Source organism: Nocardia sp. NPDC051463 (genome assembly GCF_040681975.1).
Lineage (GTDB): Bacteria > Actinomycetota > Actinomycetes > Mycobacteriales > Mycobacteriaceae > Nocardia.
In genome coordinates this window covers 150,400-166,284 of record NZ_JBFBAB010000011.1, presented here as the reverse complement: position 1 = coordinate 166,284, position 15,885 = coordinate 150,400, and the positions used below count along the sequence as shown (strand labels likewise).

15 protein-coding genes are annotated in these 15,885 nt (G+C 66.8%); 11 read left to right on the top strand and 4 right to left on the bottom strand.

Going from position 1 to position 15,885, the window contains the following annotated elements:
• Nucleotides 1-439: 439 nt before the first annotated feature.
• From AB0M74_RS17295 to AB0M74_RS17280, 4 genes are all read left to right on the top strand, one after another.
• Nucleotides 440-2,869, top strand: coding sequence for an AAA family ATPase (locus tag AB0M74_RS17295; RefSeq protein ID WP_366527225.1), 2,430 nt, complete (start codon nt 440-442; stop codon nt 2,867-2,869).
• Nucleotides 2,866-3,321, top strand: a complete 456-nt coding sequence (locus tag AB0M74_RS17290; RefSeq protein WP_366527224.1) for a hypothetical protein — start codon at nt 2,866-2,868, stop codon at nt 3,319-3,321. The genes AB0M74_RS17295 and AB0M74_RS17290 overlap by 4 nt, the downstream gene beginning before the upstream one ends.
• Nucleotides 3,322-3,418: 97 nt before the next feature.
• Complete coding sequence (locus AB0M74_RS17285) at nt 3,419-3,808, top strand: YchJ family metal-binding protein (RefSeq protein ID WP_366527223.1); 390 nt, start codon at nt 3,419-3,421, stop codon at nt 3,806-3,808.
• Between the two features lie 17 nt (nt 3,809-3,825).
• A complete protein-coding gene (locus AB0M74_RS17280) occupies nt 3,826-4,101 on the top strand; it encodes a SelT/SelW/SelH family protein (protein WP_366527222.1) in 276 nt (91 codons plus the stop codon).
• 34 nt (nt 4,102-4,135) lie between these two features.
• On the opposite strand, the gene AB0M74_RS17275 is transcribed toward AB0M74_RS17280, so the two are convergent.
• Nucleotides 4,136-4,363, bottom strand: a complete 228-nt coding sequence (locus AB0M74_RS17275; protein ID WP_366527221.1) for a zinc ribbon domain-containing protein — start codon at nt 4,361-4,363, stop codon at nt 4,136-4,138.
• A 154-nt stretch (nt 4,364-4,517) separates the two neighbouring features.
• Between AB0M74_RS17275 and AB0M74_RS17270 the strand changes: the two genes are divergently transcribed.
• From AB0M74_RS17270 to AB0M74_RS17260, 3 genes are all read left to right on the top strand, one after another.
• Complete coding sequence (locus tag AB0M74_RS17270) at nt 4,518-6,095, top strand: carboxylesterase/lipase family protein (protein WP_366527220.1); 1,578 nt, start codon at nt 4,518-4,520, stop codon at nt 6,093-6,095.
• Nucleotides 6,096-6,282: 187 nt separating this feature from the next.
• Nucleotides 6,283-7,005, top strand: coding sequence for an ABC transporter ATP-binding protein (locus AB0M74_RS17265; RefSeq protein WP_366527219.1), 723 nt, complete (start codon nt 6,283-6,285; stop codon nt 7,003-7,005).
• Nucleotides 7,002-8,534 carry a hypothetical protein gene (locus AB0M74_RS17260; protein ID WP_366527218.1) on the top strand — a complete coding sequence of 511 codons (1,533 nt, stop codon included), beginning with the start codon at nt 7,002-7,004 and terminating at the stop codon, nt 8,532-8,534. The genes AB0M74_RS17265 and AB0M74_RS17260 overlap by 4 nt, the downstream gene beginning before the upstream one ends.
• On the opposite strand, the gene AB0M74_RS17255 is transcribed toward AB0M74_RS17260, so the two are convergent.
• From AB0M74_RS17255 to AB0M74_RS17245, 3 genes are all read right to left on the bottom strand, one after another.
• Nucleotides 8,531-9,862: a cytochrome P450 gene (locus AB0M74_RS17255; protein WP_366527279.1), complete on the bottom strand. Its 1,332-nt coding sequence runs from the start codon at nt 9,860-9,862 to the stop codon at nt 8,531-8,533. The two genes, AB0M74_RS17260 and AB0M74_RS17255, sit on opposite strands and share 4 nt — an antisense overlap.
• 171 nt (nt 9,863-10,033) lie before the next feature.
• Complete coding sequence (locus AB0M74_RS17250; protein ID WP_366527217.1) at nt 10,034-10,753, bottom strand: TIGR03089 family protein; 720 nt, start codon at nt 10,751-10,753, stop codon at nt 10,034-10,036.
• 3 nt (nt 10,754-10,756) lie between these two features.
• Entirely contained in the window at nt 10,757-12,193 is a 1,437-nt protein-coding gene (locus tag AB0M74_RS17245; RefSeq protein ID WP_366527278.1) for an LCP family protein, read from the bottom strand.
• Between the two features lie 218 nt (nt 12,194-12,411).
• Between AB0M74_RS17245 and rfbD the strand changes: the two genes are divergently transcribed.
• From rfbD to AB0M74_RS17225, 4 genes are all read left to right on the top strand, one after another.
• Nucleotides 12,412-13,269, top strand: a complete 858-nt coding sequence (rfbD, locus tag AB0M74_RS17240) for a dTDP-4-dehydrorhamnose reductase (protein WP_366527216.1) — start codon at nt 12,412-12,414, stop codon at nt 13,267-13,269.
• 98 nt (nt 13,270-13,367) lie between these two features.
• Complete coding sequence (locus AB0M74_RS17235) at nt 13,368-14,258, top strand: glycosyltransferase family 2 protein (protein WP_366527277.1); 891 nt, start codon at nt 13,368-13,370, stop codon at nt 14,256-14,258.
• 49 nt (nt 14,259-14,307) lie between these two features.
• On the top strand, nt 14,308-15,387 hold the full coding sequence (locus AB0M74_RS17230; protein ID WP_366527215.1) for an NDP-sugar synthase: 1,080 nt from the start codon (nt 14,308-14,310) through the stop codon (nt 15,385-15,387).
• A 94-nt stretch (nt 15,388-15,481) separates the two neighbouring features.
• Entirely contained in the window at nt 15,482-15,883 is a 402-nt protein-coding gene (locus tag AB0M74_RS17225) for a hypothetical protein (RefSeq protein WP_366527214.1), read from the top strand.
• Nucleotides 15,884-15,885 lie beyond the last annotated feature (2 nt).

Genomic DNA, 15,885 nt, shown 5'->3' with positions numbered 1-15,885 from the left:
CTCCCGCTCGGCTGTGCGTCATGTGTTCCCCCGTTTCTCGGTTGACCGGATTTCTACCGCAGCCCACCGACAAGTGCCGCGCTACCCTCGGGTTTTGTCTGGAAATCGCTGTGTGGCCGAAAAATTCGAGACCACGGCACCTTGCCTTACCGGTCGGTTTCTGTCATTCTGTTCTGTTCGGCTCGACCGAGCCACCCACGTCGGGTGAGAGACACCATCGAGCTGCCCGCCGGGGTGGGCGAGGGGTGGACATCGAGCGCATTCCCCTGCCGCTCGATGGCCATACCATCCCCGCGGGCAGGTTCGAGCCCCTGCCAGTGCGTTCGAACCGCGCGGTGGGCGAATTCGACACGATCGGGTAGCGTTTCGCACAGCTTTCGACAGTGATGCCGGGCCCTGGGGTCGCCAGGACGCCGTTCGGTGGTGGAGGGGGTTTCGCATGCGCACGGACCCCGATGCCGACCCGGCGACGGAAGCGGTGCCGCGTCTCACCGAGGTGGTTGCCCGCCGACTTGCCACCGATCCCACGGTCACCCCCGATGTGGCGCGCGCGGTATTGCAGGCGCTGGGCACCGAATCTCCCAACCACACAACAGAGTTCGATGATTCCGGGATCTTCCTGCGCACGATCCGGGTGCGTGGCTTCCGGGGGATCGGACCCGAGGTATCGCTGCAACTGCCGCCGGGCCCCGGTTTGACGCTGGTCGTCGGACGCAACGGCAGCGGGAAATCCAGCTTCGCCGAGGCCGCAGAGCTGGCGCTGACCGGCGGCAATCGCCGCTGGGAGGGCAGGTCCGCCGCCTGGCGGGAGGGCTGGCGCAACCTGCACGAGTCCGACTCGACGCGTATCGAGCTGGAGTTGCTCACCACGGGAAGCGATTCCGAGCTGACCATCGCCAAGGAATGGACACCGGAGGCAGAGCTCGGCGCGGCACGCTGGACTGAACAGCGACCACCCGGTCCGCCAATGGATTTCGATACCGACCGCTGGTCCGGACTGCTCGACCTGTACCGCCCTTTCCTGTCTTACAGCGAACTCGGTGCGCTGGTCGACGGCAAACCCAGCGACCTCTTCGACGCGCTGCACCAGCTGCTCGGCCTCGACGAACTGACCGTGGCGCAGGAACGGATCCGCGCGCGCCGGCTGGAATTGGAACGTGTGGTGCGGGATTCGCGGCAGCAGCGGCTCGGGCTGATCGCCACGCTCGAGTCGGTGGCCGACGATCGCGCGATCCGGCTCGCGGGCCTGCTGCGCCCCGCCCAACCGGATCTCACCGCGATCGGCCGTGTGGTGTTCGGTTCCGCCGACGATCCGTCCGGACCCGCGGGCCTGCGCGCGATCGTGCGACTGGCCATCCCGTCCAACGCCGAGGTCGAGGCGGTGGCCAAGCGCCTGGAGCACTGTTCGACCATGCTGGCTCGCGATTCCACCGCGGACGCCGAAGCCGACCTGCGGGTACTCGAGCTGCTGCGCAAGGCCCGCGATCATGTTGCCGCCGGCGGTAGCTGCGCGTGCCCGGTATGCGGCCGTGGGGAGTTGGACGACGCATGGTCGCGCGCCGCCGATGATTCGATCGCCGCGCTGACCGCCCGTGTCGATGCGCTCGCCACCGCGCGTGCCGAGCTGCATCGAGCCCTGCGCGCGGCGCGGGCATTGCCGCAACATGTGCCCGCGGAACTGGATTTCGACCCCGGCTACCCACCCACCGTGGACACCACCGCGGTGCGCAGAGCCTGGTCGGACTGGTCCGCGCTGAGCTCGGCCGAGTACACCGCCCAGCTGCCCGAGCAGTTGCGCTGTGCGCATGCGCGGCTCGTCGACGAACTCGATCTGTTGCAACAGGGCACCCGCAAGGAACTGAGCCGGATCGACGAAGTGTGGTCCCCGCTGGTGCCCCGCCTTGTCGGCTGGTTGGACGGAGCTCGGCGGGTGGCCGCGCAGGCCGGCGTGCTGCGCACGGTCCGGCGGGCCGAGGACTGGCTCAAGTCCGCGACCGCGGGGTTGCGCGGTGAACGCATGGCGCCGCTGGAGACTACGGCGCGCTGGGTCTGGCATTCGCTGCGGCAGCAGAGCAATGTGGAACTCGGCGCAATCACGTTGCAGGGCAATGCCGGAACCGCGCGGCGGGTGCTGCTCGATGTCACCGTCGACGATGTCGACGGTGCGGCGCTCGGCGTGATGAGTCAGGGCGAGTTGCACGCGCTGGGGTTGTCACTGTTCCTGCCGCGCGCGACCGTCGAACAGAGCCCGTTCCGTTTTGTCATGATCGACGACCCGGTGCAGGCGATGGACCCGGCGAAGGTGGACGGGCTGGCCAGGGTGCTCGCCGTCGTCGCGTGGACGCGCCAGGTGATCGTGTTCACCCACGACGAGCGGCTGGCCGAGGCCGTCCGCCGCATGCAGTTGGACGCCTGTGTGCTCGAGGTCCAGCGGCGCGAGCGTTCGGTGATCGAGGTCAGGATGGCAAGCGACCCGGTGCGCCGCTACCTCGATGACGCGCGCTCGCTGGTCAAGACCCCGCAGCTGCCGCAAGCGATCGCCGATGAACTCGTCGCCACCTGCTGCCGCTCCGCGGTGGAGGCGGCCAGCCTGGCGCGGGCCAGGCGCAACCTGCTTGCCGAAGGCATGGACCATCGCGAGGTGGAGCGCTACATCGAGGGCGCGCAGACCACCCGCGCGATGGTCGCACTCGCGGTGATGGGCGTGTCCGGGCGCGTCGACGATCTGAACAAACACCTCGCCCGCGAAGGTAAATGGGTGGTGGATGCGCTGCGCGACGCGACTGCGGGCGCGCATGTGCCGATCGGCCGCAGTATGCGCGATCTGATCGCCGACACCGAGAAGTTCGTCGCCTGGTTACGCGTATGAGTGCGCATTACAAGCCGCGGCGGCGCCAGGGCCGTTCCGGTCCTGCGCGCCGATCGGGTGCCGGTCATCCGCGCGCACTGCCTCGGCCGACTGTCGCCGAACGCTTCGATGCCGTCGACCGGCTGCTCGACGGGTCGGTGACCGACGCCGACGGGCTGTGGTCGCGCGCGACCGTGTGGATTCTGCGCCTGGCCCTCGAGCAGTGCGTCGACGAATTGTGGGCGCGGGTCGCGCCGGAGCTGGCGCGCTGCCCGATGCGCGCGCAGCTGCTGGCATTGCCCGTCTTCGCGGGCTCCGAGACGGCCGCGCAGGTCGCAACGGTATGGGCGGCGCTGTCGCGCGCCGCCCATCACTACGACTACGAGCTCGCGCCGAGCGTCACCGACCTGCGCCGCTGGCGCGAACAAACCGCCTCGATCGCCGCGGCGCTGGCCTGCGTGGGAGTGCGATGAGATGTGTGGCGCCCGCAGCCGAACACGCCGCTGACACCTCCGGCCCCTTCGAGGACCCGGAGTGCCGTCGAGTTCGCCGGGCTTGCACGATGTGGGGATGGGTAAAACCGAGGTGTGTCCGTGCAAACGCGGCGAGCCGTTCGAGCAGTGCTGTGGTCCGGTGCTTGCGGGGGAGCGGCCTGCGGCGACTGCCGAGGCGTTGATGCGGTCGAGGTATACCGCATTCGCGATCGGTGACACCGAATATCTTCGGCGCTCGTGGCATTCGAGCACCCGCCCCGCGGATCTCGAGCTCGATCCCGGGCAGCGGTGGCTGTTGTTGGAGATCGTGCGCACCGAGCGCGGTGGTCCGTTCGACGATGTCGGCACCGTCGAGTTCATCGCACACTATCGGGCCGACGGCGCCCGTGGATCGTTGCACGAAGTCAGCAGGTTCGGCCGGGAGGACGGCGCCTGGGTCTACCTGGACGGTGTCATCGAACCATGACCGGTAGCGTGCCCCTCATGCCGCGAGTCGCGATCGAATACTGCACCCAGTGCCGGTGGCTGCTGCGGGCGAGCTGGATGGCGCAGGAACTGCTGAGCACCTTCGAAACCGCCCTCGGCGAGGTCGCGCTGATCCCGGGATCGGGCGGTGTCTTCCGTATCACCGTGGACGGCGAGCAGGTGTGGGAGCGCAAAGCCGACGGCGGGTTCCCCGATATCGCCGTGCTCAAGCAACGGGTGCGCGACCGGGTCCAGCCGGATCGTGATCTCGGCCACGCTGACAAGCGGGACTGAGCTCGGCCTCGCCGCGGATCGAACCCGACGCGCGTCAGGCGCAGCAGCCGCCACCGCAGCAGCCGCCGCCCGAAGGACGCGGCGCGGCCGCGGGTTGCGGTGTGCCGCCACCACCCCGGCTGATCGTGGCAAACGTGGTGAGCAGCTTGACCGTGTCGTCGTGGCCGTGCGGGCAGGTGGCCGGATTCGAGGACTCCGCCATCGGGCGATTCACGTCGAAGGTGTCGCCACAGCTGCGGCACCGGAAGCTGTAACTCGGCATCGCTCCAGCGTAGCGTCCCGCAACCGTGGGAAGCGTCTCACCCATCCCGCTCACGGTGCACACGTACTCTCGAAGCAGAGATCACGAAGAACCGGACCCGGGCGGAGCGAATTCGCAGCATTCCGACCGGGGTCGTGGGCAGGAGGTGCGGACGATGAGCACTCAGTTCGAGAGGGAACCGAGCTCGGCTGTGGAAGGCGCCGCGCCAGTCGCACGAACAACGTCGGGACACGTGCGCGGCCGCTGGGACGGCAGGGTTGCCGTGTGGCGCAGCATCCCGTACGCGGCTGCCGTCTCGGGGCCGAACCGGTTTCAGCCCCCGATGCCGCCGCAGCCGTGGGACGGAATTCGGGATTGCGTGAGATTCGGGGATATCGCCCCGCAGACTATCGGCCCCATGGTTCCCGTCGATTCGGAATTTCGGATGGGCGGGGATTGCCTCTGGCTGAATGTCTGGGCGCCGCCGCACGCCACCGAATCAGGTGAACCACGGCCGGTGCTGGTGTGGTTGCACGGCGGTGCGTACTGCCTCGGCACCGCGGCACAGGGTATCTACGACGGCCGCAAGCTGGTCGAAACCGGTGACGTGGTGGTGGTCGGTGTCAATTACCGGCTCGGCGCACTCGGGTTTCTGGATCTGTCCTCGTTGTCGGACGCCTTCACCCCCAACCTCGGTCTGCTCGATCAGATCGCGGCACTGGAATGGGTGCGCGACAACATCGCCGGATTCGGTGGTGACCCCGGCAATGTGACGCTGTTCGGTGAGTCGTCGGGGGCCGGGTGTGTGACGGCACTGCTGACCGCACCGCGTTCGGCCGGCTTGTTCCACCAGGCCATTGCGCAAAGTCCGCCCGCCACAACGGTATTCGGACACGAGCGAGCCGCGGGTGTCGCACAGCGGTTTGTGGAACTGCTGGAATTGCCCGCATCGAGGGTGAGTGAACTGCTCGAATGCCCGCTCGAACGGATCGTGACCGCGGCCGGCGTGCTGCTCGACGAGATCCCGTTGAAAGAGCCGGGCAGGCTGGCCGCGGCACCCGTCGTCGACGGCACCCTCCTCCCCACCTATCCGATCGACCGTTTCCAGCACGGGCGCTCACACCGGATCCCGCTGATGATCGGGACCAACAAGGACGAGGCCTCGCTGTTCCGGGTGTTCCGTTCGCCGATCATGCCGGTGACACCGGACGCGGTGAACGCCATGCTGCGCGATGTCGCCGCCAATCACCCGGAGATGTCACACGAGCGGATCGCCGAAATCACCTCGGCCTACCCTGATCTCGACAAGACCCGCGGCGCGCTCGCCATGTCCACCGACGCGGCGTTCCGAATGCCCGCCCACTGGGTGGCCGATGCGCACGCCCAGCATTCACCGACCTGGATGTACCGCTTCGATCATGCGACGCCGATGTTGAAGGCCGCGCGCGTCGGCGCGGGCCATGCCACCGAATTACCTTACGTCTTCGGCAATTTCGGTACCTTCAACCACGACCCGACCTTCTGGCTCGGCGGCCGCAAGGTGGCCACCGAGGTATCCGGCCGGATGATGCGCCGTTGGCTGGCCTTCGCCACGCACGGCGTTCCCGCGGCGCTGGACGGCTCGAAACACTGGCCGCCCTACCACCTGTCGAACCGCGCCACCCTGCTGATCGACGCGATCGATCGTGTGGTGGACAACCCTGACCGGGACTTGCACACGGCGTGGGGCGAGCAGGCCGTCGGTTTCAGCTGAGCTCCTTGATCCGATGTACGGGTCGGCGAAGAAGTCGTCGATTGATCGCGTCGTCCAGGCACCGCTGCGCATAATCGAAGGTGTGTCAGCGCGGATGGCCCCAGCGGCCGAGGTCGCTGGGGGTTGGTCACGTGCAGCTGGGGCACGTTCATCCGCGGACTTGGCGCCGCTGAAGGGGAGGCATGCGGTGACGCTGCTCGATATTCGGAAGGTCTGCTACTCGTATGACGGGCGAGTGAACGTGCTCGACGACGTTTCGTTGACGATCCCCGAGGGCGAGATCGTCGGCCTGATCGGTCCGAACGGGTCGGGAAAGTCGACCCTGATCAAGACCGTCTTCGACTTGCTGCGCCTGCAGTCCGGGGCCATCAGCGTCGGCGGCAACGATCACTCGTCGACCGCGGCGCGGTCCATCGCGATGTACTTGTCCAGCAACGACTATCTGCCGCAGTTCCTCACCGGTCGGGAGTACATCGACACCCTCGGCAAGCTCTACGGTGCCGCCGTGGACGGGGAGGTGCTGCGCGATATGTTCCTGCGTTTCTCGATGGCGGGGCGGCACAACGACCTGATCGAGGATTATTCGCACGGGATGCGCAAGAAGACCCAACTCGTGTCGGCGCTGCTCATGCGTCGCCCCTTGACGGTCATCGACGAGACCCTCAACGGCATCGACATCGAGGCTTTATATCTCTGCGAGAAGGAGTTCCGCCGGTTCCGGGACGACGGCTCGTCGATCTTGCTGTGCACTCACGATTTCGCCTTGCTCGAACGTCTCGCGGACCGGACGGTGTTCCTGGATCTCGGTCGCGTGGTCGCGGATGCGCCGACACCGGACTTGGTAGCGGAGCACGGATCGCTCGCGAGCATGGTGTTCGGTCACTTCGACACGAACACGAGGCGTCGGTGAGGTTGTTGCACTCGGTGACGCTGGCGCGGATGCTGCTGCGCTATTTCGCTCGGAGAGTGCTGCACATCGGCGCCCTACGGTCCGGCTTCGCCACGTTTCTCGCGGGTGCTGGTGTTGTCGTACCGATAGCGATATTCGTTGGGGCGGTATACATCTTCCTCGACTCGCTGTCGATGGACGACGAGGCATGGAGCCTGCTGTTCACGATGGCGGCGATCGCGGTCGTGCTGTGGGCGCAGATCGCATTCCTGATCGTCAAGACCCTCTTCTCGAACGCGCAGGGAATGCTCGCGCTGAGCTTTCGATTACCACTGACCAACCGTGAGCGCGCCGCCGGGTTCTTGATCTGTGAGGCCGCCATGATTGCCGCGGTGACCGGCATCTTGTCGGCCGGCTTGGTCGGTGCGTCGATATTGCTGCGCGGGCCCGCCGTGGTTCCTCGTCTACTGGAGGCGATTGTCTTTCCAGCGGTGCTGACCTATCTGGTGCTCGGCGTCGTCTATCAGCTGATGGCCGCAGCGCTCGCCCGTCTGCCGCTGCGCCGCATCGGCGGCCCCGTCATGATCGTCGCCATGTTCGCGCTCCTGCTCGGATATGCGACACAGCTCGGCTCGATCACCTCGCAAGTCAGCCGTGCCTACCTGGACCACACCGATCCGCTGGTCTGGGTCGGCATCCTCGGATGGCTCTCGCGCAGTGACGGATTCGCTGTGATGCTCGGTGCCTTCCTGACGATCGCAGGCGCGCTGACGGTGATCATGATCCGGCTGACTCCCCACCAACATGTCAACGCTTCCCGCTACCTCAATTGTTCGCTCGAGCTAAGGGTCCTCGGCCGGCTGAACCCCTATGACAGGGCGCTTATCCGCAGCGCGCAGACCTGGCTCGCCGCATGGGTTGCGCTCGCGACCTTTACGTTCCTGTGCATCAACCCCGTCGTGAATCCCCTGTGGGGCTTCGTGGTTCTGACTGTCGGAGGCTTCTATCAGTTCGCCGCGACACTTCCTTTGCGGATGATGGTCGGCGGGCCGGCTTCGCCGTGGGCGATCTACGGTCGGCTGATCAAGGCGCACATCGTGGTTTTCGCGATATTCCTCGTCCCCGGGACAATAATCGCCGGCCTTGTGAATATCGACCATGTGGTCGAAAGTCCGTTGCCGATCGTGGGATGTGTGGGGTCGGTTCTTCTCGTCCAATGGGTGGGTGTTGCTTTTCCGGCCGAAGATGACAACCCGTTCTCCGTCTTGGTCGGACGTACTGTCGCGATCGCTGTACTCGGCACTGTCGGAATCACAGTGGCCGTGCTGCGCTTGCCGCTGACCGTCATCGTGGTCGGTGCGGTGCTCGTCGTCTGCGCGCTTGTTCGGAACACGGTGGAAGGAATTCGAGTCGATGAGTCGAGGAGGCGTCATGAGGAAATCGGTCCCCCTCGTCGACGGCCTCACTGGTTCCGCAGGGTCGACGCTGCTGACCGCGGGCGCGATTCTGTCGTGCCTGACGCCCAGCCTGTCAGCCGCGCCGCCGACTAGACGGTCGTCGGTTCCTGGGCGGCCGGAGTGCTCGCGCGGTGGCCGAGGCGTACCGGCATGTGCTCATACCCGTGCAGGGTGAAAAGTTTGCGGCGTCGGGGTTGGCCGTCGAGGGTGAGGTCGGGGAAGCGGTCGAACAGCGATTGCAGAGCGTAGACGGCCTCCATTCGGGCCAGGCTCGCACCGAGGCAGGAGTGCATGCCGCTGCTGAAGGTGAGGTGCTCTTTGGCGTTCGAGCGGGCGACATCGAAGGACGCCGGATCGGTGAAGACCGCGGGGTCGCGATTCGCGCCTGCCAATGACAGCACGATGGTGCTGCCTTTCCGAATCGCGACGCCGTCGAGTTCGACGTCGGACAGGGCGGTGCGCGCCGTTGTCTGTACCGGAGCGTCGATGCGCAGGACCTCCTCGATGGCGTTCGGCCACAGTTCCGGTTCGGCGCGCAGCCGGTCGAGCTGTTCGGGGTGGGTGAGAAGTTGCACGACGCCGTTGCCGATAAGGTTGACCGTGGTTTCGAAACCGGCGCCCATCAGCAGGCTGGCGGTCGCCTTCAGGGCGAAGGTATCCAGTTCACCGGCGGTGACCAGGTTGCTGAGGATGTCGTCACCCGGTTCGCGCCGCAGCCGTTCGATGTGGTCCCCGAGGTAGTCGTTCATGACGTCCATCGCGCCCACCCCGCGGCGGAACGTGCGCCAGGAGATGCCGACGTCGAGCAGTGGCGTGGCCTTGTCGCCCCAGTCGAGGAAGAGCTTGCGGTCGCGTTCGGGGAATCCGAGCATTTCGGAGATGATCGCGATGGGGACCTGTGCGGCAAAGGATTCGATCAGGTCGGCCGAGCCGCCGGCGGGCAGCGCGCCGAGCAGTTCTTCGGTGACGGTTTCGACGCGGTCACGCAGCTTGCGGATGGCCCGCGGGGTGAAGGCCGAGGAGACCGGGCGGCGCATCGCCGTGTGCTCCGGCGGATCGATCACCAGCATCGATGGCGGCTCGACCGGGCTCGGCGGCAGCGGGAAGCGATCAGCGATCTGCTGGAGCGGCTTGGGGATGTTGAAGCTTTCAGTGGTTCGCACACCGAAACGGGTGTCCCGCAGAATGGCTCGGCACAGATCGTGGTCGAAGACAGCCCACGCGATCGGGGTGTGCAGCAGCCTGCTCGGTCCGTGCGTCACCTGCGTGCGCAGATGCTCGATGAGTGGATATGGGTTGTCGAGGCCGCTCGGTCCACCCATCAGTTGAGCGAACTGATCACCGCGCCACGCCTGTGTTCGCAAGGCCAGCCGAGGGGCGCCCTGTACTGAGAACCAACGGAGCCAATACTGCGGTTTCATTCTCACCAACCCCATCGTTGTGCGATACATCCACCGTACGGATTCGGGTGCGGTTGTGGAACGTCCTGTGGTCGGATAGGCGGCCTATACCGTGGTAGGAGGCGCCGCACCCGCGCACGAACCCATTATCCCAGCCAACGATGAACTCTCACCGGTGCACGTCGGATTCGATCAGCGCCGAACGGTGACCCGCTCGGATTCCACTCGTCGGTCGTATTGGGCTGGGTCCGGGTTGACCACCTGCACCAGCGAGGCGCCCACCGCCAGCACCGAGATCAGCCCGTCGATCAGCTCGGCGGGCGTATCCCACGGCGCGCTCGACAACACCCGGTCGCCCTCGGAAAATCCTTGCAGCAGTGCGGATTTCTTCGCTTCGGCCAGCACCTCGGACACCGGCATGCCATCCAACGCCACGCCGGCTCCGCGCGGGAGGAACTGGTCGCCGTGCACGCGCACCGAGGTGGCGAAATCGGTGATGCCGATCGGCAGGTCGCGGACGGGCATGCCGAACGCGTCCAGCGACAGTGCGGCAACCTCGGCGACACCGTCGGTTTCGTCGAGTCGCTCGGCGGTGGCCAGGGCCAGATCGGCGTCGGGATCGGGCCCCAACACCACCTCGGCACCGGCCCACCAACAGCCCAGCAGGACCGCAGCGGTCTGCCAGTGCGCGGGCAGGAGTACCGCGACCCGGGCACCGGGACTGAGGCCGAACTCGTCGCGAATCAAGTTGGCGGTCTTGGCCGCCCAGTTCGCAAGGGTCAGCCCGGACAACTCGATCCTGGCGCCGGTGGCGTCGTTGTAATAGGTGATGCGCGGACCCGCAGGCTCGCGTTCGAGGATCGGGTCGAGCACCGCCTCGGTGAGGGTCAGGGTCTTGGCTTTGTCACGCATAGTTCAGTTCACGCATTTCGGTCCTGTCTGGCCTGCGTCGATCGGTGGGGCGGGCGGGACCGGTGTTGCGGTGGCCGACGACGTCCCGGAGAGGTCGAACATGCTGCTCGCAGCCGAGCCCGGCCCAGAATAGTCGCTCGCCAGTACGACGCTGACCGATTCCGGTGACAACGACGGATCGGCGACCACCGTGAGCCCACCCAGCGCCTTCGCCACCGCCTTGGCTTTCGGGTCCGTGGTGCTCGTGGCAAGCACCCGACTGCTGGTCACGCTCGGGCCGGTGTAGTTGCCCACCAAACCCTCATGAAAACCCTTGGTGGTCAATGCCTGTGCCACCTGCCCGGCGAGTCCGCCGATGCCGCTGGCGTTGAACACGCTGACGTGCACGGTGCTCGGGTCGATCGTCGATTCGGTGGGCCGGTCGGTCTTGCCGTCGACCAGCGACGCCACATAAGCCTTGACGGCCTTGGGATCGACGCGGACCACCGATTCACCATTGCTCGTCATGCTGTTCAGATCGGTGACCGGCACCGTCTCGAACTTCACCTGGCCACCCGAAAGGTCCTGTAGCTGTTGGAGAAACGAGAGCACATCCCAATCATCGTCCAGGACGACGGCCCGCCCCACCGCACTGCTGAGTTGCTGGAGTTTGCCCGGATTGGCCAGCGTTTTCGCAGTGAGCACCTGGGCGACCAACTGCGCCATGAAGACCTGCTGGCGCACAATCCGATCCAGGTCACCGCGCGGCAGATCATGGCGTTGGCGCACAAAACCGAGAGCCTGCGGGCCGTCGAGCCGCTGGCGGCCCGCCGGGAAGTCGGCGCCCGACATCCATTCGTCGACCGGGCTGTTCAGGCAGACCTCGACACCACCGACCGCGTCGGTGAGCAGCACGAAGCCGAGCAGGCTCACTTCGGCGTAATGGTCGACGGTGATCCCGGTGAGGTTGGCCACCGACTTGATCAGTGCCTGGCGGCCGGCCTGGGTGGATTGTGTTTCCGCGTCCGCCGCGGAAACACCCTGATTGGTCAGCTTCAGCCGCTCGGTTTCCTTGGTCGCGCCATAGGCGGAGTTGATTTTGCCCATGCCGAGGCCGGGGATGTCGACGTAGGAATCGCGGGGGATGGAGATGGCGGTGGCAGAGCGACCGTCGTTCGGAACGCGCATCAGCACAATGGTGTCGGTATTGGTGCCCACCTCGTTCCCCGCGTGCAGCATGGCCCGCTCGTCCCTGCTCAGCGGGTTTCCGTGCGCGTCGGTGCGGCTGTCTACACCGACGAGCAGGATGTCGACGGCGCCGTCGCGGCCACCGCCGAGGCCGAGGTTGCCGATGCGTTCGATATTGGAGATCAGGTAATCCACGCTGTGCCAGGCGAAACCGGTACTGACAAGCACCAATACCGCACCCGCCGCGATGAATAGGCGCAGCGGACCGGCCACGAAGGGTCCGGCATCAGCGCCGGACAGTCGCGATCGCGCCGAGGTCCTCCTGCTCCGCTGCGGCAACTCTGCATCCTCTCGCCTGACTCAGGTTCTCTCCTGGCAGCGCCGGACCGCCCCGTTTCTGGTAAGTCCCCCGTGCCCGTCGATCAAGGCTAACCAACGGTTACCGCGGCAGACATCAACCTCAGGTGCCACGGCGTGCCAGACTTGCGGCCGTGACCGCCGACACCGCAGCCCCAGGACGTCTGATCGTGACCGGGGCACGGGGGCAGCTCGGACAGGAGATACTCCGCCGGGCACCCGCCGCCCGTGCCTTCGGTCACCGTGAACTCGACATCACCGACACGGCCGCGGTGCGCGCGATTGTCGAACCCGGTGACGTAGTGCTCAATTGCGCCGCTTACACCGCCGTCGACCAAGCCGAATCCGAGCCCGATGCGGCCTTCGCCTGTAACGAGATCGGACCCGCCGTGCTCGCCGCCGCCTGCGCCGATGTGGGTGCGCGGCTGATCCATCTCTCGACCGATTATGTGTTCCCCGGCACCGACGACAAGCCGTACGACACCGCCGGTCCGACCGGTCCCTCGACCGTGTACGGCCAGTCCAAACTGGCCGGTGAGCGGGCGGTATCGGCACTGGCGCCGCAGTCGCACATCGTGCGGACCGCGTGGGTGTACACGGGGGTGGGCAATGATTTCGTGGCCACCATGCTGCGGCTGGAACGTGAACGCGACACCATCGATGTGGTCGACGATCAAATCGGGTCCCCGACCTATGCCGCCGATCTGGCGGCCGGTCTGCTGGAGCTGGTCGACCGGCCGGACGCGCCCCGAGTGCTGCACGCCACAAATGCCGGCCAGGCGAGTTGGTTCGAACTGGCGCAGGCGGTATTCGCCGGAATCGGCGCCGACCCCGCCCGGGTCCGTCCGTGTGACTCGACCGCGTTTCCGAGACCCGCACGGCGCCCGGCATATTCGGTGTTGTCCAACGATGCGTGGATCGGCGCCGGGCTCGCTCCGCTACGAGATTGGCAGGAAGCACTCGGGGACGCGCTGTCGGGCCGGTCCGACTAGGCTGGACGGTCGTGAGTGAGCGCAGCGAACGAACCAGAGATACAGCCGCCCAAGCGGTCATGCCGGAGCCGAGCGTGAGCGAGGCGCAGGCCGCGGGCGTGAGCGCTTCCGATTCCGCGGCCCCAGGTGGGCTTGTTGTCGTTACGGTGACCTATTCACCGGGCGAGCACCTCGAGCACTTCATCACCACGTTGGCCGACGCGACCAGCGAGAAACCACAGGTGATTCTCGCCGACAACGGTTCCGTCGACGGCACGCCGGAACTGGCGGCCGAGGCGAATTCGCACGTGCGACTGCTACGCACCGGCGGCAATATCGGTTACGGCGGTGCGATCAACCGTGCCGTCGCGGAGATCGATCCCGACGTCGAGTTCGTGATCATCGCCAACCCCGACATCCGCTGGGGCGCCGATTCCATCGATGAACTGCTCGCCGCCGCGCAGCGCTGGCCGCGCGCGGGCGCGCTCGGCCCGAAGGTGCTCGAACCGGACGGCAGCACCTACCCCTCGGCGCGCTCGGTCCCCGGCCTGCTCGACGGGGCCGGGCACGCGATTCTCGGCACCGTGTGGAAGTCGAATCCCTGGACGCGGCGTTACCGGCAGGAAAACGAGGAGATCTCCGAGCGGACCGTCGGCTGGCTGTCGGGATCGTGCCTGCTGGTGCGGCGCGCAGCCTTCGATTCCATCGACGGCTTCGACTCCCGCTACTTCATGTACATGGAGGACGTCGACTTCGGCGACCGGATGGGCAAGGCAGGCTGGCACAACGTGTTCGTGCCGTCCGCCGAGGTGACCCACGCCAAGGGGCACGCCGCGGGCAGGCACCCGGAACTGATGCTGCCCGCGCACCACGCGAGCGCATACCGTTTCCAGGCCGACCGGCATCCGCACTGGTGGCAGGCACCTCTGCGGCTCGCGCTGCGCGCTGGACTTGCGATCCGCTCACGGATTGCGGTTCGATCTGCGCTGCGTCAACAGGCGCAGAGCTAGCCGCGTCAACCGGTACAGCCGAACAATCCACTGTGAACAGGGGAGCTCGATGGCAGGAAATGCAGGCACCGACGCCGTCATTCTGGTCGGTGGGCAGGGCACGCGGCTGCGTCCGCTGACCCTGTCGGCACCGAAACCGATGCTGCCGACAGCCGGGCTGCCGTTCCTGACGCATCTGCTCGCCCGCATCGCCGATGCCGGGATCAACCACGTCGTGCTCGGCACCTCCTTCAAGGCGGAGGTGTTCGAGGAGCATTTCGGCGACGGCTCCGAGCTCGGCCTGGAACTGGAGTACGTCACCGAGACCGAGCCGCTGGGCACCGGAGGCGGTATCCGCAATGTGTTGCCCAAGCTGCGCGCGGACAACATCATGGTGTTCAACGGTGACGTGCTCGGCGGCACCGACCTGGGTGGGATCCTCGACACACATGAGTCGACCAAGGCCGATGTGACGCTGCATCTGGTCCGGGTCGGCGATCCGCGCGCCTTCGGCTGCGTGCCGACCGACGAGAACGGCCGGGTCACCGCCTTCCTGGAGAAGACCCAGGATCCGCCGACCGACCAGATCAATGCGGGCTGTTACGTCTTCCGTCGCGAATACATCGAGAAGATCCCGGCCGGTCGTCCGGTCTCGGTGGAGCGGGAGGTATTCCCGGCGTTGCTCGCCGAGGGTGCCCGCGTGCAGGGTCACGTCGACTCCTCCTACTGGCGGGACATGGGCACACCCGAGGACTTCGTCCGCGGCTCCGCCGACCTGGTGCGCGGGATTGCGCCCTCACCGGCGTTGCCGGGCCAGCGCGGCGAATTCCTGGTTCACGAGGGTGCGGGCGTCGCACCGGGCGCCGTGCTGATCGGTGGCACCGTGGTCGGTCGCGGTGCCGAGGTCGGTGCGGGTGCGCGCCTCGACGGCGCGGTGCTCTTCGATGGCGCCCGCATCGAAGCGGGTGCCACCGTCGAGCGCTCGATCATCGGTTTCGGTGCTCGGATCGGCCCCCGCGCCCTGGTCCGTGACGCCGTCATCGGCGACGGCGCGAATGTCGGCGCCCGCTGTGAGCTACTGCGCGGCGCCCGTGTCTGGCCCGGCGTCGACATTCCCGACGGCGGGATCCGCTTCTCCACCGACGTGTAATGACCAGCCTGCCGCCGTCGACATGTCCTTCGGCGGCGGCAGTTTCGGTCCGGCCGCCGCGCCTCGCGTACTGCATGGTCGGAAAGGACGAAGTATGACTACTCTCTCTCGCCGCATGTCGCAGCTCACCGGTGTCACGGCGATCACCGCCGCGGTTCTCCTCGGAGCATCGGGTGTCGCCGCCGCCGACGAATGGCCGCCGGTGCCGACCGAACCGAGCCCGACGGCACCGTTCGAGACCAAACATTTCCTTACCCCGGGCGACCTCGACTATTGGAACCCGCTCGTTTCCCGTGACCGGCTCACCTCACCGTTCGGGACCAGCACCCGAATCGTATGCAGCGCGTTCCACGGCGTGACCCTCGGTTGCTGGCAGGCCGATCGGGCAGGTAACCCGCACAAGCTGATTCGGCTGCCCTTCAACGTTCCCTCGGTCACCGGCTCCAGTCAGCCCGGCGGCGGCCCGAGCCATTTCGTCTACCCAGGACTGAGCTGACC